The organism is Leucobacter sp. HNU (genome assembly GCF_047946755.1).
Lineage (GTDB): Bacteria > Actinomycetota > Actinomycetes > Actinomycetales > Microbacteriaceae > Leucobacter.
In genome coordinates, this window is sequence record NZ_CP178837.1 from 2,691,513 (window position 1) to 2,713,681 (window position 22,169).

Consider the following 22,169-nt stretch of genomic DNA (forward strand, 5'->3'; position numbering starts at 1 on the left):
TCCGCGGCTGTCCGCTTACGACTCCTTCCCTGCGTTCTTCTTCCGGTCGAGGGTCGCTGCGACGCGTGCGCTCATCCGGTCCGCCAGCTCTCGGTCGCGATTCATCGTGGCGTGCTGGTATCGCAGCACGATGTGAATGTCGGCATGCCCTCCCCTGCGCATCAGCTCAGCGAGCGTCGCACCTTCCTGAGCGAAGATCGTCAACCCAGTGTGACGCAGATCATGGAAGCGGAAGCGGTGCGGCAGCCCGTCAACACTGTCACGCACGTCGGCCCAGACGTAGCCCCACCGCGTGTTCGAGAGCGGCATGGCGCCGCGGCTGCTTGCCGGGATCACGGGTGCCTTGGGTTCGCCCGCGACATGCTCCTTGAGGTGCTGCTTCAGGCGGGCTGTCATGAGCTTTGGAATGCTCAGCGACCGCTTGCCCGCTTCGCTCTTCAGATCGGTGTAGTCGCCAGTGTTGGCGTTCAGCTGACGTCGCACGTGCAGCGTCGCGCTGCCGTCGTCATGCCACTCGACATCGCGGCGCTGCAACCCCAGGCACTCTCCACGCCTCAGCTGACACCAGGCCGCGAGCTGCACCATGATCGCCCACGGATCGGGAACCGCCTCATAGAGCGCTTCGACCTGAGTCGGCGCGATGATGTCTTCGCTCTCGTCATGGTCGGCGTCATGACGTACCGATTCCTGACGAGGAATCGAGACGCCCGGCGCCGAAGGAATGATGCCGTCGCGAGCCGCTTGCCGCAGGATCATCATGAGCACGATCAGCACCGGCCGAGTGATCCCATTGAACTTCGATCTCGGGTTCAGCGGAGCCGGGATCTGGTCAAGCCGATCCGTCATCACGCGGATACGGTTGACGTCGATATCCCTCAACGGGGTGTCACCGAACTCTGGAACGAGGTAGCCGGAGACCTTGCCCTTATACGAGCGGACGGTACCGACGGCACGTATCTTGCCGCTTCGGTTCGGCTCGGTCTTGATCATCTGCAACCAGCGCTTCGAGTACTCCTCGAAGCCCATGGATCGCGACTGCTCAGCGGCAGTCTCGGCGCGGCGTCGCTCCGCAATGACCTCTGGCGGCTCCCACAAGCCGAGCGAGATCTTCGAGTGCATCGACGCGAGCCATTTCCGCGCATCAGTCTTCGTGACGAACGTCAGCGCCTTGTCGTCCTCAGTTCGCGCTGTGTACATCTCGCCATCTGGCGCGGGATAGCGGGCCTGCCAACGACCCGACGGGAGCTTCCGCAGCCGACCCCAGGCCTCGCGTTTCACCGTGCTCATGATGACCTCCCGTGGACTCGAACAGCCGCTCGTGGACCGTCGTGCCCCTCCGTGCCCCTCACGTTGCGCAGGCCCAGAGATCCGCAGTATTCCGCGGAATTTGAGCCATTGCGTTTACTTCGAGGGGCACGATGGGGCACGGCGTTGGGTGTCGGCCGAACCCCAATGCGGTTCGGATCGCACCTCCTTGCCCACGTCGAAGGTGCACGCGTGCCCCCTGCGTGCCCCACTGAATGGATATTCCTGGTCATCTCTGTTCTCCTCTGTCTTCGAACAGAGGGCATAAGAACGGCCCGAACCCGCGAGATTTCGCGGATCCGGGCCTCTGACCAGGCTTTTCAGCCGGGGCTTCTCAGAAAACTTCTAGAAGTCCCAGTCCTCGTCCTCGGTGGCGACGGCCTTGCCGATGACGTACGAGGAGCCCGAGCCCGAGAAGAAGTCATGGTTCTCGTCCGCGTTCGGCGAGAGCGCCGACAGGATCGCCGGGTTCACGTCGGTCATCTCCTTGGGGAACATCGGCTCGTAGCCGAGGTTCATGAGCGCCTTGTTCGCGTTGTAGTGCAGGAACTTCTTGACGTCCTCGGTGAGGCCCACCGGGTCGTAGAGGTCCGCGGTGTACTTGACCTCGTTCTCGTACAGGTCGTACAGCAGCGCGAAGGTGTAGTCCTTGAGCTCCTGGCGGCGCTCCTCGGTCTCGTTCTCGAGGCCCTTCTGGAACTTGTAGCCGATGTAGTAGCCGTGCACGGCCTCGTCGCGGATGATGAGGCGGATCAGGTCGGCCGTGTTCGTGAGCTTGGCGTGGCTCGACCAGTACATGGGCAGGTAGAAGCCCGAGTAGAACAGGAACGACTCGAGCAGCGTCGACGCGATCTTGCGCTTCAGCGGGTCGTCGCCCTCGTAGTAGTCGACGATGATCGACGCCTTCTTCTGCAGGTTCGGGTTCTCCACCGACCAGCGGAACGCGTCGTCGATCTCCTGCGTGGAGCACAGCGTCGAGAAGATCGACGAGTAGCTCTTCGCGTGCACCGACTCCATGAACGCGATGTTCGTGTAGACGGCCTCCTCGTGCGGGGTGATCGCGTCGGGGATCAGCGAGACCGCGCCGACGGTGCCCTGGATCGTGTCGAGCAGGGTGAGGCCGGTGAACACCCGCATGGTGAGCAGCTGCTCCTGCGGCGTGAGGGTCGCCCACGACTGCACGTCGTTCGACAGCGGCACCTTCTCGGGGAGCCAGAAGTTGTTGACGAGGCGGTTCCAGACCTCGAGGTCCTTTTCGTCCTCGATGCGGTTCCAGTTGATCGCCTTGACGGCGTGCCCCAGCTTGAAGTTCATCGGCTCCCTTTGCTCACTATCGCTTCGCTCCTCGGACCGCCCGGCTCGCGCACGCGCACGCGCGCGAACGGCAGAAACGGCCCTGCGCCGGCCTGCTCCGCGGACCCTCGGAAGGGGTTCGCGGAGCACCGGCTGGCTCCCTCAAATAGTAGCGGTTCGCGGCGCCCGGCGGGGTCGCGACACAGCACCGGAAGACCCACATCTTGTGGTCGAATCCCGAGTCGACCGCAAGATCATGTGGCGCTACTGGTACGACGGGAAGATGCCCATGTCGCAGATGAAGTAGCTCATGTTGTTCGGGGCGACCGCCCGGAGATCGGGCAGCTGGAAGTTCACACGCCCGTCGCCCCCGTAGGTGTTGCCGATCAACGAGTAGAGCGCAGGGTTCTGCTGAATGGACATCAACTGGCCCTTGGCCGGCACGCCGTCGGTGCGGTTCGCTGCGCTCAGGTACACCTCGCCCATGACGCAGTCCCCGGATCCTCGACCCGGCTGACCGTTGCCGGTGTTCTGCCCGAAGAAGTCCGACAGCAGGCTGTTGCCGGCGGGGCCCCTCGCCCCGGGAACCCCCTGCGGCCCTGCGGGCCCGGTCGCCCCGGTCGCCCCGGTCGCCCCGACCGCGGCGAGCACCGCCCACGCACTCGTATCGGTCGGCAGCAGCGCCGAGAACGCACCCGGCCTGGTCGCGATGTAGGTGGATCCCTGATAGGTCACGACGCTCGCCGGAGCCGTGCCGGAGTAGACGGCGATCGGATCGAACGCCCCGCGGAAGGTCCACGGCGTCACGCCGTTCTGGCCCGCGGCACCGGGCGCTCCGACCGCACCGGTGAGGCCGATCGCCCCCTGCACGCCCTGGATCCCCTGCGCTCCTTGAAGCCCCTGCTCACCGGTGTCGCCTTTGTCGCCCTTGTCGCCCTTCGCGCCCGCGGCGGCGACGAGGATCCAGTCCGAGGACGAGACGGCCGGCGCAGCCGCGACGGAGGACCGGGCGGCGACGTAGGTCGAGCCCTGGTAGGTGACGAGCGACGCCGGCGGACCGGCGGTGTAGGTGACCGCCGCCGACCACTCGCCGACCGTCGCCCACGGCGTATCACCGGTATCGCCCTTCACACCCTGGATGCCCTGGACGCCCTGCGCACCGGGATCGCCTTTGTCGCCCTTCGCGCCGGGAGCTCCGGCGACGCCGGGGTCCCCCTTCTCCCCCTGGATTCCCTGCGCGCCGGGATCCCCCGTGTCGCCCTTCGCGCCGGGCGCCCCGGTCCGACCGGGCGCGCCGTCCTTGCCGGCCTGGCCCGGAGCGCCGTCCCTGCCTGCGGCTCCCGGCGCTCCGGCCTGTCCGGTCGATCCGGTGGCTCCCGTGCGCCCCGGGGCTCCGGCCGACCCCGGCGTTCCTGCTGCGCCCGGGGCTCCGGCCGATCCCGGGACTCCGGATTCTCCGGCCTTCCCGGCCTCACCCGGCCTCCCGTTCGCCCCCGGCTTCCCGGTGTCGCCCTTCTCGCCCGGCGCGCCGGGCTTCCCGGCCGCGGCGTCACTGGTCTGCCAGACCACGGGCACAGTGCCGCTTCCGCAGGCCCCGCCCGCGGAGCTCAGCTCCAGCGTGCCCGCGCTCGCGTCGAGGCACCCCTGCAGCGCCGATCCCGCCCGCACGTTGCCCGCCTGCATCAGCCCCGTCGCGGCGAACGCGCCGCCGCCTCCGGCCAGCAGCGCGACCAGCGCGCACGTGATCAGCGTCTTCGTCGACCCGTTCATACTCTCCCCTGTGCGGACGCCGGAACGCAGCACGGATCGTGCGCGGGCGCGAAGAATGAGCGTAGTACCAGAGTTGATTGAACCGTGAACCAATTTGCGCACCAGTTTGCGCGGTCGCGCCGGCACGCCGAAACGCCGGCGGGCGGCCACCCGGAGGTGGCCGCCCGCCGGCGTTATCGGAGCCGGATCAGAGCATGCAGCTGACGCACTCGGACATGTCGGTGCCCTCGAGCGCGAGCTGGCGCAGGCGGATGTAGTAGATCGTCTTGATCCCCTTGCGCCACGCGTAGATCTGCGCCTTGTTGATGTCGCGAGTGGTCGCGGTGTCCTTGAAGAACAGCGTGAGCGACAGGCCCTGATCGACGTGCTGCGTCGCCGCGGCGTAGGTGTCGATGATCTTCTCGGGGCCGATCTCGTAGGCGTCCTCGTAGTAGGCGAGGTTCTCGTTCGTCATGAACGGGGCCGGGTAGTAGACGCGACCCAGCTTGCCTTCCTTGCGGATCTCGATCTTCGAGGCGATCGGGTGGATCGACGAGGTCGAGTTGTTGATGTAGGAGATGGAACCCGTGGGCGGCACGGCCTGCAGGTTCTGGTTGTAGATGCCGTGCTCCATGACGGAGGCCTTGAGCTCGAGCCAGTCGGCCTGGGTCGGGATCGCGATGCCGGCGTTCGCGAACAGCTCGCGGACCCGCTCGGTCTCGGGCTCCCACGCCTGCTCGGTGTACTTGTCGAAGAACTCGCCCGAGGCGTACTTCGAGTCCTCGAATCCGCCGAACACGGAGCCGCGCTCGATCGCGATGCGGTTCGAGGCCCGCAGCGCGTGGAACAGCACCGTGTAGAAGTAGATGTTCGTGAAGTCGATGCCCTCTTCGGAGCCGTAGTGGACGTGCTCGCGAGCGAGGTACCCGTGCAGGTTCATCTGGCCGAGTCCGATGGCGTGCGACTGGTCGTTGCCGTCCTCGATGGAACGGACCGACGAGATGTGGCTCTGGTCGCTCACCGAGGTGAGCGCGCGGATCGCGAGCTCGACGGAGCCGGCGAGGTCGCCGCCGTCCATGGCCAGCGCGATGTTCATCGAGCCGAGGTTGCACGAGATGTCCTTGCCGATCTGGTCGTAGGACAGGTCCTCGTTGTAGGTGGTCGGCGTGTTCACCTGGAGGATCTCGGAGCACAGGTTCGACATGTTGATGCGGCCCTTGATGGGGTTCGCATTGTTGACCGTGTCCTCGAAGACGATGTAGGGGTAGCCCGACTCGAACTGCAGCTCGGCGATGGTCTGGAAGAACTGGCGAGCGTTGATCTTCGTCTTCTTGATGCGCGGATCGTCGACCATCTCGCGGTACTTCTCGGTGACCGAGATGTCGCCGAAGGGCACGCCGTAGACGCGTTCGACGTCGTAGGGCGAGAAGAGGTACATGTCCTCGCCCTTCTTCGCCAGCTCGAAGGTGATGTCGGGCACGACGACGCCCAGCGACAGCGTCTTGATGCGGATCTTCTCGTCGGCGTTCTCGCGCTTGGTGTCGAGGAACTTCATGATGTCGGGGTGGTGCGCGTTGAGGTACACCGCGCCCGCCCCCTGGCGTGCGCCGAGCTGGTTGGCGTAGCTGAAGCTGTCTTCGAGCAGCTTCATGACGGGGATGATGCCGGAGGACTGGTTCTCGATCTTCTTGATCGGGGCACCGGCCTCGCGGATGTTCGAGAGCGAGAGCGCCACGCCGCCGCCGCGCTTCGAGAGCTGCAGGGAGGAGTTGATGCCGCGCGAGATCGACTCCATGTTGTCCTCGATGCGCAGCAGGAAGCACGAGACGAGCTCGCCGCGCTGGGCCTTGCCGAGGTTGAGGAACGTGGGGGTGGCCGGCTGGAAGCGGCCCGAGACGATCTCGCGGACCAGCCCGCGCGCCAGCTCCTCGTCGCCCTGGGCGAGCCCGAGCGCGACCATGACGACGCGGTCCTCGAAGCGCTCGAGGTAGCGCTTGCCGTCGAAGGTCTTGAGCGCGTAGGAGGTGAAGAACTTGAAGGCACCGAGGAAGGTCGGGAAGCGGAACTTCATCGCGTACGCCTCGTCGGTCAGCTGCTCGACGAAGGCGAGCGAGTACTGCTCGAAGAGGTCCTTCTCGTAGTAGTCGTTGTCGATGAGGTAGCGGACGCGCTCTTCGAAGTTGTGGAAGAAGACCGTGTTCTGGTTGACGTGCTGGAGGAAGTACTGGCGGGCGGCCTCACGATCCTTGTCGAACTGGATCTTGCCGTCGGCGTCGTACAGGTTCAGCATCGCGTTCAGCGAGTGATAGTCCATCTCGCTGACCTTCGAGGACTCGTGCTCCATCACTGCTGCTTCCAAAACTGGTCCAATCCTTCTCGGACGGCGGTGACGTCGTCCGGTGTTCCAAAGAGTTCGAATCGATAGAGGAACGGCACTCGGCACTTGCGGGCGACGATGTCACCCGCGATGCCGTAGGCCTCCCCGAAATTGGTGTTGCCCGCGGCGATCACTCCGCGCAGCTGGGACCGGTTGCGCTCGTCGTTGAGAAACCGGATGACCTGCTTCGGCACGGCCCGCGTCTCGGGGCCTCCGCCGTAGGTGGGGAGCAGGAGCACGAACGGGTCGGTCACGACCAGCGGATCCTCGCGCGAGTAGAGCGGGATCCGCAGGGCCGGCCAGCCGAGCTTCTCGACGAAGCGGTGCGTGTTTCCCGAGATGCTGGAGAAATAGACCAGATCGGCCATGCTCCCCTCCCGTGGCGCTAGTCGGCGAGGCGGTTCGCGAGCTCCGAGATCTTGTCCGGGCGGAAGCCCGACCAGTGCTCGTCGTCGGCCACCACGACGGGCGCCTGCAGGTAGCCGAGCTCCTTGACGGCCTGGAGCGCCGCCTCGTCCTGCGAGAGGTCCAGGACTTCGTACTCGATGCCCTTGCTGTCGAGCGCCCGGTACGTCGCGGTGCACTGCACGCACGACGGCTTCGTGTAGACCGTAATAGCCATTTTGAGCCCTTCGCTGAAATCTGACGCACCCCGCTCGGGGCACTACATCTAGTGTCCCACACGAGCGGCAAACACAACATGCTGTAGTTACACGAATGTAGTTTTCCACGGGTCATCCACGGCCGGGCGACCCGACCTGGGGACAACTTTCGGCGCGTTTCCGCCACGGAGACCCGGTTATCCACAGGGCGGGAGCCCCGGATGAAATTCTCTGTCCACGGTCTGCTCGGCGTGTCGCGCACGGTGCCTCTCGAGAGGTGTCCACAGGGCGAAAACGCCCCGTGCGCGACCGGGCCCGGAACCCCGAGCGTTGGGGCATGGATCTTCACATGCTGCACTCCCCGTCCCTGGCCGTCGGCACCCGGATCAAGGCCCTGCGCGCACGGCTCGGGATCAGCCAGGCCCGCCTCGCGGAGCTCGCCCACCTGCATCCCTCGAACCTCGGCCGGCTGGAGCGCGGCGCCTCGAACCCGAACCTCGACACGCTGGTGCGCGTGGCGACGGCACTGGGAACGACCGTCTCGGAACTGACGCGGGGCATCGCGACCCGCAGCCATGAGCGGGCCACGCCCCCGCCCCGCCCGCTGCTGCCCCGCGAGCCGCGGCACTGGACCCACGACGAGTGGGACGTCTAGAGCGCGATGGGCCACAGCAGTTCCGTCCCGTCGGGCTGGAACCAGCGCAGGACCAGCATCGCGTCGGGCGCGGTCCCCGCGCGTTCGGCGGATCCGCCGCGCAGGACCGCCCGGACCCGCTCGCCCGGATACACCGTGCGCGGGAGCGACAGCCCCAGCAGTCCCGAGCCCGCGAGCGCGAATCGCACCGCGCGCAGGGGCCCGTCGGCACGCTGCTCGACCTCCACCACGCCGTCCTCGGAGCGGTGGACCACACGCCAGGGAACGGCCACCGGAACGCGCAGCGCGACCGGGTCGGGAGGAGGCGCGCCGGACGCGATGGTGCCTGCGGGGACGATGCGGCTGGAGATGCGGAAGGGATTCATGGCGACACGATAGGCGCGACCACTGACATTCGGACCGCGAGGCGCTCCGTCCCGGAACCCGAGCTCATACGTGGTGGTACGGGCGACCGCCGGCGATCTCCTGCGCCCGGTAGAGCTGCTCCGCGACGATCAGGCGGACGAGCTGGTGCGGGAACACCAGGCGCGACAGGCTCCACACGAGATCGGCCCGGTCCCGCACCCGGTCGTCGACGCCGAACGCACCGCCGATCACGAGCGCGACCGGTCGCGACCGGTCGAAGACCTCGCGCAGCGCGCGCGCCAGCTCCGGCGAATCCAGGTTGCGACCGCGCTCGTCGAGCAGCACCACGAACTCGTCGGCACCGATCTTCCCGAGGATCCGATCCGACTCCTCGGCTCGGGCCGCCTCGCCGTCGCGCGCCGAGTGGGGCAGCAGCTGCCATGAGGTGTCGAAGGGCTTGCGCAACCGCTTCTCGTAGCGGGAGATGCCGTCGACCACCCAGCCCTCGTGCTTCTTCCCGACGGCGAGCACGCGGACGCTCATGCCCGGGTCCCGTTCCGGACGCCCTCGAGGAACTCCGCGATCCGCCCGATCGCCTCCGAGAGCACGCCGACCTCGGGCAGCGACACGAAGCGGAGGTGGTCGGGCGTCGGCAGGTTGAATCCGCGGCCGTTGGTCACGAGCACCCGCGTCGCGCGGAGCAGGTCGATCACGAACGCCTGGTCGTCGGCGATCGGGTAGACCTCGGGGTCGAGCCTCGGGAACAGGTACATCGCGCCGCCGGGCAGCGCGCAGCTCACTCCGGGGATCCCGGTCAGCAGGCGGTGCGCCGTGTCGCGCTGCTCGCGCAGCCGCCCGCCCGGCGCGCAGAGCTCGCCGATCCCCGAATCGCGCCACTCGGGCGCGAGCGCGATCGGGATCGCGTACTGCGCGGGGACGTTCGCGCACATGCGCATGTTGGCGAGCAGCGTGAGCCCCTCGAGGAAGTCCGCCGCCCGGGCGCGGTTGCCGGAGACCACCACCCAGCCCGAGCGGAACCCGGCGATGCGCTGCGCCTTCGACAGCCCGCTGAAGGTGAGGCAGAGCGTCTCGCTCACGTGCTTCGCCGCGTGCTCGTGCACGGCTCCGTCGTAGAGGATCCGCTCGTAGATCTCGTCGGCGAGGAGCACGAGACCGTGCCGCTCGGCGAGCGCAGCGAAGCCTCGCACGAGTTCCGCCGGGTAGACCGCACCGGTCGGGTTGTTCGGATTGATCAGCACGATCCCCCGCGTGCGCGGCGTGACGAGCTCCTCGATGCGGGCGAGATCCGGCACCCAGCCGTTCGCCTCGTCGCACGGGTAGTGCACGGCCTCGCCGCCCGACAGGGTCACCTGCGCGGTCCAGAGCGGGTAGTCGGGTGCCGGCACCAGGATCTCGTCGCCCGGGCTCACGAGCGCCTGCAGCACGAGCGAGATCATCTCGCTGACCCCGTTGCCGATGAACACGTCGTCGGGGCCGACGTCGGCGATCCCCTCCTCGACGTAGCGGCGGGCGACGGCCTCGCGGGCCTCGGGGATCCCCTGCGACGCGCTGTACCCCTGCGCGTGCGGCAGTGCGGCCCGGATCGCCTCGACGATCTCGGGCGGCGCGTCGAAGCCGAACGGCGCCGGGTTGCCGATGTTGAGCTTCAGGATCCGGTGACCGGCGCGTTCGAGCCGCTCCGCCTCCTGCAGGATCGGACCTCGGACGTCGTACCGCACACCGCGAAGCCGGTGCGACTGGGTGATCGGCTGCACGGTCCCGATTATTCCACTTCTCCGACGCGATCCCGTCCCGCCTGCGCGGCGTACAGCTCGGCGTACGCGCCTCCCGCGGCCAGCAGCTCCCCGTGCGTGCCCTGCTCGAGCACGCGGCCCGCGCCCAGCACGTAGATGCGATCGGCGTCGACGATGGTCGACAGGCGGTGCGCGATCGCGATCGTGGTGCGCCCGCTGCGGGCGCCGTCGAGCGCCTGCTGCACGATCCGCTCGCTCACGGTGTCGAGCGCGCTCGTCGCCTCGTCGAGGATCAGGATCCTCGGATTCTTGAGCAGCACGCGCGCGATCGCAATGCGCTGCTTCTCGCCGCCCGACAACCGGTAGCCCCGCTCGCCCACGACGGTGTCGTAGCCCTCGGCGAAGGAGGCGATGGTCGCGTGGATGTTCGCCATGCGCGCGGCGGTCTCGAGCTCCTCGTCGCTCGCGTCCGGCTTGCCGTACCGCAGGTTCTCCGCGATCGTCGCGTGGAAGAGGTAGGGCTCCTGGGTGACGACGCCGATATCGGCCATGAGCGAATCGTGCTGCAGCTCGCGCACGTCGACACCCGAGACCCGCACCGCGCCGTCGGTCACGTCGTACAGCCGGGGGATCAGCGAACCGATCGTCGTCTTGCCGGACCCCGACGCGCCGACGAGCGCGACGAACTCGCCAGGAGCGACGTCGAAGGAGACCCGGTCGAGGGTCGGCGGCGCGTCCTCCGCGGCGTCCTCGTAGGCGAACGACACCCGGTCGAGCTCGACCCGGCCGGCGAGACCCGGGTCCTCCGGGACCGGCTTCGCATCGGGGGCGTCGACGATCCGGGGCCGCAGGTCGAGGTACTCGAAGATGCGGGCGAACAGTGCCTGCGAGGTCTGCAGGTCCAGCGCGATCCGCAGCAACGCCATCATCGGGAACAGCAGCCGGGACTGCACCGTCGTGAACGCGACGATCGTTCCCGCGGTGATGCCGGCGTCGAACCCCTGCCCCTGGGCCGAGGCGATGAGCCAGCCCGAGACGAGGTACACGATCGCCGGCACCGCGGACATGAACACCTGGACGAGCGCGAAGAACGCCTGGCCGCTCATGGTGAGCCGCACCTGCAGGCCGATCTGGTTGCGGTTCTCGGCCGCGTAGCGCTCGGTCTCGGCGCCCTGGCGCGAATAGGTCTTCGCGAGCAGCACCCCCGAGATCGAGAGCGCCTCCTGCGTGATCGCGGTCATTTCCGACAGCGATTCCTGGGTCTGGCCGGCGATCTTGGCGCGCACCTGTCCGACCCGCCGCTGCGCGATGACCAGGGCCGGGAGCAGCACGATCGCGATCAGGGTCAGCTGCCAGCTGAGCATCAGCATGGCCACGAGGGCCGCGATCACCGTGACGGTGTTGCCCACGATGTTCGAGACCGTGTTGGTCAGCACGTTGGCCACGCCGCCGACGTCGTTCTGCAGGCGAGACTGGATCACGCCCGTCTTGGTCCGGGTGAAGAAGCCCAGCTCCATCGACTGCAGGTGCGCGAACAGGCGCTCCCGCAGGTCGCCCATGACCCGGTTCCCGACCCGCGCGGTGATCAGCGTCTGCACCACGCCCAGCCCGGACGACGCGATGAACACGGCGATCATGCCGACCACGAGCCAGGTGAGCAGCCCCAGCTCCGGATGCCCGTCCCGGGGGAACAGCGCGTCGTCGAAGACGCGCTGCGTGATGAGCGGCGGGATCACCGACAGGGCCGCCGCGACGAGCACGAGCGCCGCGATGACGACGAGCTGCGGGCGGTAGGGCCGGAACAGCCCGACGATGCGGGCACCGAGATCCGGCACCGCGGGAGCCTGGCGGTTCAGCTCGCGCTGCGCATCCGCGTCGGCGGCGGAAACCCGCCCGCCGCGTCCGCCCCCGCCGGGCCTGCCCATGCTCATCCGGCGTCGAGCCCCATTCGCTTCGCGACGATCGGCAGCGCTTCCCGGAACACGCTCTGGACGGTGCGCCAATCGTGCCCCGTGGGCTCCTCGATCAGCTTCGAGTCCATGCCCGCGGCCAGCGAGGCCCGGTGCAGCTGCCGCGCGTACTCCGTGTACTTGTGGTCGGTGGTGCCGGCCCCGTAGATCAGGAGGGTGTCGCGGTAGGGCGCCTTCGCCTGCATGATCGCGCGGGGCTGCGCCGCCTCGTAGGCGGCCTTCGACCCGTCGAAGCCCTGGGCGATGGTGTTCGGCACATTGTTCAGGATAGGCCCGAGTTGCCCCTGCACCCCGATTCCCGACCCGTAGAGCTGGGGGAACTTCGCGACGAGCTGCGTCGTGCAGGTGCCGCCCTGCGAGAAGCCGGTGACCGCCCACATCCGGGGATCCTCGCTGACGCGGTAGTTCGCCTTGATCCAGTTCGTGACGTCCTGGGTGAGGTAGGTCTCCGAATTGCCGAAGGTCTTCGAATCGATGCACATCGGGTTGTCCGCCGGGTTCCCCAGCTGATCGGGCGAGACGACGATCGGTGCGAGACCGTGGTGCGCTGCCGCGTACTCGTCGAGCATCGTCGCGAAATGGCCCGAGGAGAACGGGTTGCCCGGCGTGCCGGGCTGCCCCGACAGCGCGATCATCACCGGCAGCACGGGCGGATTCTTCACGAGCGCCGCGGGCGGGAGATACACGACCGCGGCTCGAGCCTTGAACTTCGAGATGAGGCCCGGGATCGAGACCTGCCCGACCTGTCCCCGCTGCGGCAGGTCCGCGGGAGCTCGCCAGGTCGCGTAGTCGACGGTCCCCTTCACGGCCTCGCCCCGCTGCCCCGTGGTGTCCTTGAGCTGCGCGTACTTGACTCCGCCGATCACCTCGTTGAGGGTCTGGTACGCGCCGAAGTCGGCGTTGATACCGACCGCCGAGGTCGCGAGCATCGCGGGGATCGCGATGACGGCGACGACCTTCCGCCACCACCGCGACTTGAACAGGTTCACGATGGCGAGGCCGAGCCCGGCGAAGCCGATGATCGTCCACAGCCGGACCACCTGCGAGAGATCGACGCCGAAGATGTTCTGCGCGTCGACCACCCACCAGAACACGAGCGCGCCGACTCCGGCACCGACGACGGCGCCGACGATCGAGAGCAGGGTCCGCTTCCACGTCGGCCGGATCAGCAGGTACAGCGCGAACACGCCCATGACGATCGCCGCGGCGAGCATGACTCGCGGGCTGGTCAGCGGGTGCTTCAGCAGCCAATCCATGGACGCTCCGATCGACGGGGGTGTGCGGTGTGCCGCAGATCAGCATGCTCGGGCCGCGAATGAGGAAGCTGCGCGGACGCTGTGAGACCGCCGACAGCGGGCCGTTCTCCCCTCGCCCCGACCGCCTCGATCCGCTCCTGGGAGGATGATAGGGTCCGACGATACCGGAGGAGGGCACCATGCCGGAACCGCACGATCACATCCGAGCGGCCGCCGCCGAGCGCGGCCTGGAGATCGAGCTCCGCGAGCGCCCGGCGGCCCGGTCCCTGCCCGAGGCCGCGGAACTCCTCGGCATCGACCCGTCGGGGATCGTGAAGACCCTCGTCGTGAAGCGTTCCGACGGGACCTATCTGTTCGCCCTGGTCCCCGGAGGCCGGGCGATCTCGTGGCCGAAGCTCCGATCGGTGGTGGGCGTCAACAAGCTCCGGCTTCCCGAGGCGGAGCTCGCGCTCGCCGCGACCGGTTACGAGCGCGGCACCATCACCCCGGTCGGCAGCTCCACCGCGTGGCCCGTGTTCGCCGACGAGACGATCGTGGGGCGGCGGGTCGCGCTGGGCGCGGGGACGCACGGCTTCAGCCTGTTCGTCGACGCCGACGACCTGATCCGCGCCTACGACGCGACGGTCGCCGACATCACGGTGCCCGAGGCGACCGAGTAGCGCGGCGGCGCGTTTCCTCAGCCGGATATCCACGCTCAGCCGGATGCATTCGCCGGCTTCGTCCGGCTGAGCGTGAATGTCCGGCTGAGCGCACGACCAAAAGGTTCCGGCCCGGAGCTATTCCGCGGCGTCGATCGCGCGTTCGAGGCGCTCCAGCTTGCCGTCGATCTCGCCCACGTGACCGGGGCGGATGTCAGCCTTCATCACGAGCGAGATGCGCGATCCGAACGGAGCGACCGCCTCGGTGGCCCGCTTCACCACGTCGAACACCTCGTCCCACTCGCCCTCGATCTCCGTGAACATCGAGCTCGTGCGGTTCGGCAGACCCGAGTCGCGCACGACCCGGACCGCAGCGGCCACGGCCGCGGAGACCGAGCCGTCCTCGTTCATGGCGGGCCCTGCGGGGCCGACCCCGCTCGGTGCGACTGAGAATGCGAGGATCATGGGGTTCCGCTCCTTCTGAACTGCTCGTTCGTTCAAGCGTATGTGACAGGCAGTTCGAGCGCCGCTAGCCTCGTCCCGTGCGCGCCACCCTGACCCGATACCGCAAGCCCGTCTTCCTCGGCCTCTCGCTCGCCCTGATCGTGCTCGCCTGCTGGGGCGGCTACGGCTTCGCCTATGCGGCGGACCTCATGGAGTGGGATTGCGGCGGCGGCAGTTGCGCGACGAACGATCCCCGCTCCCTCGGCATGCTCGTCATGCTCCTCGGCACGGTGGGCGCAGTACTGCTCAGCGGGTTCGCGATCGGACTCATCGGCCCGGCGATCTCGATCGCGGCCGCAGCGTTCTGGTTCCGCCGCGGGCTCGAGGACGCGATCGCCGCGGGTCACACCCCCGCGGCGTCGGTCGGCGTGCCCCTGACGCTCACCACGATCGCCTTCGTCGCGGCGGGGCTGTGCGTCGTGGGCTGGATCTGGATGCTGGTGAGCCGAGCGCAGGGCCGCCGCCTGGTCGCGAAGCATCGCGCCGAATAGCGCGAATCTCTTCCCGAAACGCGTGAGGCGGGCACCGGATCGTTCCCGGTGCCCGCCTCGCGCGTCGAAGGGTGCGCGCTATTCGGCCCGCTGCGCGGACGCGTCCGCGCCCGCATTCGCCGGTGCCTCCTCGCCCGCACCATCGGGCTCGCCGACGACCGGGGTGCTGCGCGTCGACGCCGGGCGCCGCCCGAAGAGCAGCGTGACGATCACACCGATGACGATGGCGCCGACCGGCAGGTACAGGGATTCGGCCATGGCCTGCGCGAACGGCTCGCGCACCTGCTCGGGCAGCTGAGCGAGCGCACCGTGGTCGGATCCCGACGCACCCGCGGCGCCCAGGTGGGAAGTGAGGCGCGCCTGCATGATCACGGCCATGAGCGCGGAACCGAGCACCGCACCGACCTGGCGGCTCGTGTTGTAGACGCCGGAGCCCGCGCCGGCCAGTTGCGGAGGCAGGCCGAAGGTCGTGATGGACGCGAGCGGCCCCCACATGAAGGCATTGGCGACGCCCATGACCGCGCTCGGGATGAGCAGCAGCCAGATGTCGGTCTCGGGCTTCATCAGCAGGATGTAGAGCAGCATGCCCACCGCGAAGGCGCCCAGGCCGATCGTGGAGAGGCGCCGGGGGTCGCTGCGGTCGATGAGCAGGCCGACAGGTCGTGCGAGGCCCGCCGAGAGCAGTGCCATCGGCACCATCATGAGCGCCGACTGCGTGGGCGTGAGCCCGCGCACCAGCTGGAAGTAGAACATCAGCGGCAGGCCCATTGCGGTGACCGAGAGTCCCACTGTGGTGATGGCGCCAGTGCCCACCGAGAAGTTGCGGTCGCGGAAGATGCCGAGCGGCAGCAGCGGCTCGCCCTTCTGCACGGCCTGCCAGACGACGAACAGCGCAAGCACGACCGCACCGGCGATGATCAGCAGCCAGACCGAGATGGGACCCCAGATGATGCCCCAGTCGTAGGTCTCGCCCTCCTGGATGCCGAACACGAGCAAGAACATGCCGAGTGCGCTCAGCACGACGCCCACCCAGTCGAAGCGGTGCGCGTGGGTCTCGAGCTTCGGCACGTAGCGCATCGCGAGGATGAATCCGACGATGCCGACGGGCACGTTGATGAAGAAGATCCACTCCCAGCTCAGCGCGTCGAGCAGGAATCCGCCCAGGATGGGCCCGACCAGGGTCGCGACGCCCGCGGTGATGCCCCAGACGGCCATCGCGGATCCGCGCTGACGCGGCGGGAAGATGCGCGTGATGACCGCCATCGTCTGCGGGGTCATGAGAGCTGCGCCGAGCCCCTGGAAGACGCGGGCCACGATCAGCGATCCGATCTCGGTCGAGAGCCCGCAGGCGAGCGAGGAGAGCGTGAAGATGACGAGACCGATGAGGTAGAGACGGCGTGGACCGAAGCGGTCGCCGAGACGGCCGGTGATGAGCAGCGGCACCGCGTACGCCAGCAGGTAGGCGCTCGTGGCCCACAGGGTGGCGTTCATGGTCGTGCCGAGTCCGAGCATGATCGAGGGGTTCGCGACGGACACGATCGTCGTGTCCATGAGGATCATGAAGAAGCCCAGCACCATGGACCACAGGGCGGCCCATGGACGGATTTCGGTTGTGCGCATCGCAGCCTTTCGTGGGAGAACGCGCTCATCCTACGCCCGGGGTCCGACATTGGCGCGGGCAGCGGGAGGCGTCCGGCCCCGGCTCGCGGTTCTCCCCGGGTCAATGTCGGTGGCGCCAATTAGGATGGTGCGCATGACCCAAACCCTGCGTGTCGCATCCGTCAACGTCAACGGCGTCCGTGCCGCCTTCCGCAAGGGCATGGGCGACTGGCTCGCCTCGCGCGGCGTCGACGTGCTCGCCATGCAGGAGGTCCGCGCCGACGACAGCCATCTGGCCGAGCTCTTCGGCGACGAGTGGCAGATCCTGCACGACCCTTGCAACATCAAGGGCCGCGCGGGCGTCGCCATCGCCAGCCGGGTGCCGGCCGTCGCGCACCGCGTCGGCCTCGGCCCTGAGGAGGATCAGGAGCGGATCCAGTCGAGCGGGCGCTGGATCGAAGCCGACTTCGAGGTGGGCGGCGAGCTCCTCACGGTGATCAGCAACTACACCCACTCTGGCGAGGTCGATACGCCCCGCCAGGAGGCCAAGTGGGCCTTCCTCGATGCGATGGGTGTGCGCCTCGACCAGTTGGCGGCCGAGCGCGAGCTCGTCACCATCGTGGGCGACTTCAACGTGGGCCATCGCGAACTCGACATCAAGAACTGGAAGGGCAACGTGAAGCGCTCGGGCTTCCTGCCCCGCGAGCGGGCCTACTTCGACCGCTTCTTCGGGCCGCGTGGCGAGACCGTCGTCGGCGTCGACGGCTCCGAGGGCGTCGGCCACGGCTGGATCGACGTGGGTCGCCGGTGGGCCGGGGAGGTCGACGGCCCCTACTCGTGGTGGTCCAACCGCGGCCAGGCCTTCGACAACGACACGGGCTGGCGCATCGACTACCACGTGGTCACCCCGCAGCTCGGCGAACGGGTCGAGAACTACGTCATCGACCGCGCCGCCGCCTATGACGAGCGATGGTCGGACCACGCTCCCGTCGTCGTCGATTACCGAGTCGGCGCCTAGCAACGGGCACGCTTCCCCGGGTTCCACGCGGACCCTCCGAATCCTTCACCTGACGCGGTCGTGTATCGGCCGCGGGAGACACTCATGACTTCGCACACCAAACCCGTCCTCTTCTCCGGTATGCAGCCCTCGTCGGACTCGCTGCAGCTCGGCAACTACATCGGCGCACTGACCCAGTGGGTCAACATGCAGCAGAGCTTCGACGCGTTCTTCTGCGTCGTGAACCTGCACGCGATCACGGTCCCGCAGGATCCGGCCGAGCTCGCGGCGCGCACCCGCCGCACCGCCGCACAGTACATCGCCGCCGGCATCGACCCCGAGCAGTCGACCCTGTTCGTGCAGTCGCAGGTGTCCGCGCACACCGAGCTGGCCTGGGTGCTCAACACCATCACCGGCTTCGGCGAGGCGAGCCGTATGACCCAGTTCAAGGACAAGTCGCAGAAGCACGGCGCCGACGCGTCGTCGGTCGGGCTGTTCACCTACCCGATCCTCATGGCCGCCGACATCCTGCTCTACCAGACCGACATCGTGCCGGTGGGCGAGGATCAGCGCCAGCACGTCGAGCTGACGCGCGACCTCGCGACCCGATTCAACAGCCGCTTCGGCGACACCTTCGTGGTGCCCGAGGCGCAGATCCAGAAGGGCACTGCGAAGGTCTACGATCTGCAGAACCCCGAGGCGAAGATGTCGAAGTCGGCCGAGAGCGAGGCGGGCCTCATCAAGGTGCTCGATCCTGCGAACGTGACGCGCAAGAAGATCATGCGCGCGGTCACCGACGCCGATGGCGAGATCCGGTACGACCGCGAGAACAAGCCCGGCGTCTCGAACCTGCTCACCATCTACTCGGTGCTCACGGGGCGCATGATCGAGTCGATCGAGCAGGAGTTCGCAGGCCGCGGGTACGGCGACCTCAAGAAGGCGCTGGCCGAGGTCGTCGACGAGACCTTCACGCCGATCCGCCAGCGCACCGAGGAACTGCTCGCCGATCCGGCCGAACTCGACCGCCTGCTGGCGAAGGGCGCCGACCGGGCCAACGAGGTCGCGACGGCCACTCTCGAGCGCGTCTACGACCGCATCGGCTTCATCCGCTGACGTCGGCGCCGACACCGGACACGAGCGTGTGAGCGCGGGAGCCGGAGACGCGAGGGCCTGAGCAACGACGGCCCGAGTTCGACGACGCGACCTTTCTGCGCTGAGCACGGGAAGACGCACCGATCCGAAGAGGCCCGTGAACCCCGCAGGGAGTTCACGGGCCTCTTCTCGTGCACGCCGAGTCGCGCGGGCGTGGGTCCCCGGTGCACACCCGCGCCCGGCGCACACGCGTCGGGGCACACCGGCGTCAGCGCACACCGGCGTCGGCGCACGCGTTGACGCGCGAACCTCTCGTTGAGGTGCGTCAATGTGCGCTATCGGGGCCGCGTCACCCACCATTTGGCGCCACTCAACGGAACGTAGGAAGAGAAAGCAGCAGCGGCAGAAGAAGAAGAAGAAGAAAGCAGAACCGAGTTCAAGCCCGCAGCTCCCACACGGCTTCGCCTGCGACCTCCCGGTCCGTCCGAACGAAGCCGAGGCGCCGAGCGACTCCCGCGGAAGCCCGGTTCTCCGGGTGAATGCACGCGTCGAAGCTCGACACCCCGTGCAGGCGCGTCCACTCGAGCATGGCCTCGGCCGCCTCGGACGCGAAGCCCCTCCTCTGCTCGGAGACCCCGATCACCCAGGCGACATCGGCGACCATCGCCCCCTCCTGCTCGGTGACGGTGGCCTGAACGTAGCCGACAGCCGCACCCACGTCTCGCCTGCGAACGATCCAGTTCAGCCACCCCGCGTCGCCCGACGGGGACTGCCCGGCCGACTGCCGGAGATACCGCGCCCGCAGCTCGTCCTCCGTCGGGGGCTCGCCTCCGGTGAAGCGGGTCAGCTCGGGGGCCGAGAGCACCGGCCGCATCTCGCTCGCGTGCCCCACGTCGAGCGGTTCCAGGCGCAGGCGCTCGGTCTCGATCGGCGACGCGCGCATCCAGGGCATGGCATCCATCCTGTCAGCCCATGGTCCCCGCACGCGCGAACGGACGCGCTCCTCACCGAGTGGCGTCAAACAGCTCCTCTTGGGCGCCGTTCCCAGCGTTTGGCGCCACTCGACGAAGAAGTGCGCGGAAGGAAGGAACGAAGGAAGGAAGGAAGGAAGGAAGGAAGGAAGGAAGGAAGGAAGGAAGGAAGGAAGGAAGGAAGGAAGGAAGGAAGGAAGGAAGGAAGGAACGAAAGAACGAACGAAGGAGTCCCTCACCCGTCGCGGCGCAGCAGCGCGGGTGCCTCCTCGACGAGCGTCGCGAGCAGGGCCACGCGCTGCGGGACGCTCGCGAGATCCAGCCACTCGACGGGGCTGTGGTCGCCGCCGCCGACCGGGCCGAGCCCGTCGAGCGTCGGCACGCCCAGCGCGGCGACCCGGTTCGCGTCCGAGACCCCGCCGGTCCGCGCGAGGGCCGGCGCGAAGCCGAGCTCCCCCGCGACGGCGAGCGCCAGATCGCCGAGCTGCACCGCGCCCGCGCCAGCCTCCATGGGCGGGCAGTGGTCGACTTCGCGCACGGCGATCCGCGCGCCGGGCACCGCGGGCTCGGCGCAGCGCGTACGGATCCGCTCGATGACCCCGTTCAGCACCGCGGCCTCGGCGGCGCGGGCTTCGACGTGCAGCACGGCGCGATCGGGCACCACGTTGGTGCGCTCCCCGGCGCGCAGCATGCCCACGTTGACGGTGAGCCGCGCGGCGGGATCCGCGAGCGCCTGGAGGAACACCGTGAGGTGCGCGGCCTCCAGCCCGGCGTGCACGCCCCGCTCGGGCTCGATGCCGGAGTGCGCGGCGAGCCCCTCGACCTCCAGCACGAGGTCGACGGCACCCTTGCGCGCGAGCACCAAATCGCCGTTCTCTCGCGCGCACTCGAGGCACAGCGCGACGTCGGCGCCGCGAGCGATCTCCTGCAGCGCCGGACCGCCGACGGGGGATCCGATCTCCTCGTCAGGCGTGAACACGAGCACGAGCTCGCCGTAGCGCTCCTCGCCCGAGGCGACGAGGTGGGCCGCCGCGTGCAGGCCCGCCACGACGCCGGCCTTGTCGTCGCAGACGCCGGGTCCGTGCGCGAGGCCGTCCGCGTCGACCGAGAACGGCCGCCGGGCGGCATCGCCGCGCTCGAACACGGTGTCCATGTGCCCGAACAGCACGACGGTGCCGGAGCCCGCCCCTCGACGACGCCCCACGAGCACATCGCCGTAGGCGGGATCCACGGAGCTGCGCGACACCGCGAATCCGAGCTCGCGCAGTCGGGCCTCGATCCAGTCGGCGACGCGGTTCACCCCGTCCGGATCGTCGGATCCCGAATCGATCGCGACCAGCGCGGCGAGATCCCGCGCGTAGTCGTCCTGCATCGTCTGAGCTCGTTCGAGCAGCTCGCCTGCGCGCATACCTACGGGGTCCCCATCGTCCACGGATCTACGGATTCATTGAAACGATCGCGTCACACGCGATCGGAACACCCCACAGTGAAACACAGGTTTCTGCCGGGCGCCAGTCGCGAAACACGCATCACGAAGCCGTAACGAATATTTCAGAGATTGCGATCAATCGTTCTACATGAAACACTTGGCCCACCTCAGTGTCGAGAAAGGACCACCATGCACCTCCCCCGCCTCGCGCCCGCGGCCCTCGCCGCGTCGGCGATCCTCGCCCTCACCCTCACCGGCTGCACCAACGCGGCCGAGGAATCCGCGAAGCAGACGGACGGCAAGACCGCGTCCACCCAGGCCCCCGACACCATCGAGAAGCTCAGCGTCGACGAGTCCGCGCAGAAGCTGCTCCCCGCCGACGTCGTGAAGCGCGGCACGCTGCGCATCGCGACCGACCCCACCTACCTCCCGTTCGAGGGCTACGCCGACGACAACAAGACCTTCATCGGCCTCGACGTCGACCTCGCCGATTCGGTCGGCCAGCTGCTCGGCCTCAAGGTCGAGTTCACGCCGTCCGGCTTCGACGCGATCATCCCCGGCCTCTCGTCCGGCAAGTACGACATGTCGATGTCCGCCTTCTCGGTCACCGACGAGCGCAAGAAGAACGCCGACTTCGTCGTCTACCACCAGTCGGGCAGCGGTCTCGCCGTTCCGACCGGGAACCCCGACAAGCTCAAGATGGAGGCCATGAGCCTCTGCGGTCGCACCATCGGCGCCGAGTCCGGCACCACCCAGGGCCAGGAGATCCTGCCCGCCTTCAGCGAGGAGTGCACGAAGGCCGGCAAGAAGGCCATCGACATCAAGCTGTTCCCGGGTTCGGACAAGGCCATCACCGCGCTCACCTCCGGCCGCGTCGAGGCCGTCTCGTCCGGCGCGACCGGCCTCGGATACCAGGCGAAGATCACCGGCGCATTCGAACTCGCCTCCGGCGGGGACTACGCCCCCAAGCCGACCGGGCTCGTGCTGCCCAAGGGATCCCCGCTCACCCCGGCCGTCACCGCGGCGTTCGAGAAGCTCGTCACCACCAAGGCCTACAAGCAGGCCTTCGAGAAGTGGGGCATCAACGAGAGCAACTACGTCACCCCGGCGCAGGTCCCCGTCCAGTAATCCGCTCGCACTCG

At 68.3% G+C, this 22,169-nt stretch carries 21 protein-coding genes; 6 read left to right on the plus strand and 15 right to left on the minus strand.

Features of this window, described 5'->3' with window-relative positions; genetic code table 11:
- Positions 1 to 15: 15 nt before the first annotated feature.
- From AB3K78_RS13185 to nrdH, 6 genes are all read right to left on the minus strand, one after another.
- Entirely contained in the window at positions 16 to 1,287 is a 1,272-nt protein-coding gene (locus AB3K78_RS13185; protein ID WP_416443932.1) for a tyrosine-type recombinase/integrase, read from the minus strand.
- Between the two features lie 363 nt (positions 1,288 to 1,650).
- Positions 1,651 to 2,619 (minus strand): class 1b ribonucleoside-diphosphate reductase subunit beta, encoded by a 969-nt coding sequence (nrdF, locus tag AB3K78_RS13190; RefSeq protein WP_416443934.1) that lies wholly within the window; start codon positions 2,617 to 2,619, stop codon positions 1,651 to 1,653.
- A 243-nt stretch (positions 2,620 to 2,862) separates the two neighbouring features.
- A complete protein-coding gene (locus AB3K78_RS13195; protein WP_416443936.1) occupies positions 2,863 to 4,368 on the minus strand; it encodes a tail fiber protein in 1,506 nt (501 codons plus the stop codon).
- A gap of 187 nt (positions 4,369 to 4,555) precedes the next feature.
- The gene (nrdE, locus tag AB3K78_RS13200) at positions 4,556 to 6,691 is read right to left on the minus strand and encodes a class 1b ribonucleoside-diphosphate reductase subunit alpha (RefSeq protein WP_416443938.1); all 2,136 of its coding nucleotides are present in this window, start codon (positions 6,689 to 6,691) and stop codon (positions 4,556 to 4,558) included.
- On the minus strand, positions 6,691 to 7,092 hold the full coding sequence (gene nrdI / locus AB3K78_RS13205; RefSeq protein ID WP_416443940.1) for a class Ib ribonucleoside-diphosphate reductase assembly flavoprotein NrdI: 402 nt from the start codon (positions 7,090 to 7,092) through the stop codon (positions 6,691 to 6,693). The genes nrdE and nrdI overlap by 1 nt, the downstream gene beginning before the upstream one ends.
- Before the next feature lie 17 nt (positions 7,093 to 7,109).
- Positions 7,110 to 7,346 (minus strand): glutaredoxin-like protein NrdH, encoded by a 237-nt coding sequence (gene nrdH / locus AB3K78_RS13210; protein ID WP_046454693.1) that lies wholly within the window; start codon positions 7,344 to 7,346, stop codon positions 7,110 to 7,112.
- Positions 7,347 to 7,675: 329 nt separating this feature from the next.
- Here nrdH and AB3K78_RS13215 point away from each other — a divergent pair, with 329 nt between their 5' ends.
- Entirely contained in the window at positions 7,676 to 7,981 is a 306-nt protein-coding gene (locus AB3K78_RS13215) for a helix-turn-helix domain-containing protein (RefSeq protein ID WP_416443942.1), read from the plus strand.
- Here AB3K78_RS13215 and AB3K78_RS13220 read toward each other — a convergent pair.
- From AB3K78_RS13220 to AB3K78_RS13240, 5 genes are all read right to left on the minus strand, one after another.
- Positions 7,978 to 8,346: a hypothetical protein gene (locus AB3K78_RS13220; RefSeq protein ID WP_416443944.1), complete on the minus strand. Its 369-nt coding sequence runs from the start codon at positions 8,344 to 8,346 to the stop codon at positions 7,978 to 7,980. The genes AB3K78_RS13215 and AB3K78_RS13220 overlap by 4 nt on opposite strands.
- 64 nt (positions 8,347 to 8,410) lie before the next feature.
- Positions 8,411 to 8,869, minus strand: coding sequence for a 23S rRNA (pseudouridine(1915)-N(3))-methyltransferase RlmH (locus AB3K78_RS13225; RefSeq protein ID WP_416443946.1), 459 nt, complete (start codon positions 8,867 to 8,869; stop codon positions 8,411 to 8,413).
- Positions 8,866 to 10,101, minus strand: a complete 1,236-nt coding sequence (locus AB3K78_RS13230; RefSeq protein WP_416443948.1) for a pyridoxal phosphate-dependent aminotransferase — start codon at positions 10,099 to 10,101, stop codon at positions 8,866 to 8,868. Before AB3K78_RS13230 ends, AB3K78_RS13225 begins: the two co-directional genes overlap by 4 nt.
- 8 nt (positions 10,102 to 10,109) lie before the next feature.
- Positions 10,110 to 12,005 (minus strand): ABC transporter ATP-binding protein, encoded by a 1,896-nt coding sequence (locus tag AB3K78_RS13235; RefSeq protein ID WP_416443950.1) that lies wholly within the window; start codon positions 12,003 to 12,005, stop codon positions 10,110 to 10,112.
- A 2-nt stretch (positions 12,006 to 12,007) separates the two neighbouring features.
- Positions 12,008 to 13,306, minus strand: a complete 1,299-nt coding sequence (locus tag AB3K78_RS13240) for an alpha/beta hydrolase (protein WP_416443952.1) — start codon at positions 13,304 to 13,306, stop codon at positions 12,008 to 12,010.
- A 179-nt stretch (positions 13,307 to 13,485) separates the two neighbouring features.
- On the opposite strand from AB3K78_RS13240, the gene AB3K78_RS13245 reads away from it, so the two are divergent.
- Complete coding sequence (locus AB3K78_RS13245; RefSeq protein WP_416443954.1) at positions 13,486 to 13,965, plus strand: aminoacyl-tRNA deacylase; 480 nt, start codon at positions 13,486 to 13,488, stop codon at positions 13,963 to 13,965.
- Positions 13,966 to 14,082: 117 nt separating this feature from the next.
- On the opposite strand, the gene AB3K78_RS13250 is transcribed toward AB3K78_RS13245, so the two are convergent.
- The gene (locus AB3K78_RS13250) at positions 14,083 to 14,409 is read right to left on the minus strand and encodes a thiamine-binding protein (RefSeq protein WP_416443956.1); all 327 of its coding nucleotides are present in this window, start codon (positions 14,407 to 14,409) and stop codon (positions 14,083 to 14,085) included.
- Between the two features lie 77 nt (positions 14,410 to 14,486).
- Between AB3K78_RS13250 and AB3K78_RS13255 the strand changes: the two genes are divergently transcribed.
- Positions 14,487 to 14,939, plus strand: coding sequence for a hypothetical protein (locus AB3K78_RS13255; protein ID WP_416443958.1), 453 nt, complete (start codon positions 14,487 to 14,489; stop codon positions 14,937 to 14,939).
- A 78-nt stretch (positions 14,940 to 15,017) separates the two neighbouring features.
- Here the strand turns inward: AB3K78_RS13255 and AB3K78_RS13260 are convergent, their stop codons facing one another.
- Positions 15,018 to 16,559, minus strand: coding sequence for a DHA2 family efflux MFS transporter permease subunit (locus AB3K78_RS13260; RefSeq protein WP_416443960.1), 1,542 nt, complete (start codon positions 16,557 to 16,559; stop codon positions 15,018 to 15,020).
- A gap of 133 nt (positions 16,560 to 16,692) precedes the next feature.
- Here AB3K78_RS13260 and AB3K78_RS13265 point away from each other — a divergent pair, with 133 nt between their 5' ends.
- Together AB3K78_RS13265 and trpS are read left to right on the plus strand one after the other, a co-directional pair.
- Positions 16,693 to 17,556 carry an exodeoxyribonuclease III gene (locus tag AB3K78_RS13265; protein ID WP_416443962.1) on the plus strand — a complete coding sequence of 288 codons (864 nt, stop codon included), beginning with the start codon at positions 16,693 to 16,695 and terminating at the stop codon, positions 17,554 to 17,556.
- 84 nt (positions 17,557 to 17,640) lie between these two features.
- Positions 17,641 to 18,648, plus strand: a complete 1,008-nt coding sequence (gene trpS / locus AB3K78_RS13270) for a tryptophan--tRNA ligase (RefSeq protein WP_416443964.1) — start codon at positions 17,641 to 17,643, stop codon at positions 18,646 to 18,648.
- Between the two features lie 415 nt (positions 18,649 to 19,063).
- Here trpS and AB3K78_RS13275 read toward each other — a convergent pair whose 3' ends face one another.
- Together AB3K78_RS13275 and AB3K78_RS13280 are read right to left on the minus strand one after the other, a co-directional pair.
- Entirely contained in the window at positions 19,064 to 19,579 is a 516-nt protein-coding gene (locus tag AB3K78_RS13275; RefSeq protein ID WP_416443966.1) for a GNAT family N-acetyltransferase, read from the minus strand.
- Positions 19,580 to 19,833: 254 nt separating this feature from the next.
- Positions 19,834 to 20,970: a M20 family metallopeptidase gene (locus AB3K78_RS13280; protein ID WP_416443968.1), complete on the minus strand. Its 1,137-nt coding sequence runs from the start codon at positions 20,968 to 20,970 to the stop codon at positions 19,834 to 19,836.
- 246 nt (positions 20,971 to 21,216) lie between these two features.
- Between AB3K78_RS13280 and AB3K78_RS13285 the strand changes: the two genes are divergently transcribed.
- Entirely contained in the window at positions 21,217 to 22,155 is a 939-nt protein-coding gene (locus AB3K78_RS13285) for an ABC transporter substrate-binding protein (RefSeq protein ID WP_416443970.1), read from the plus strand.
- Positions 22,156 to 22,169: the final 14 nt, after the last annotated feature.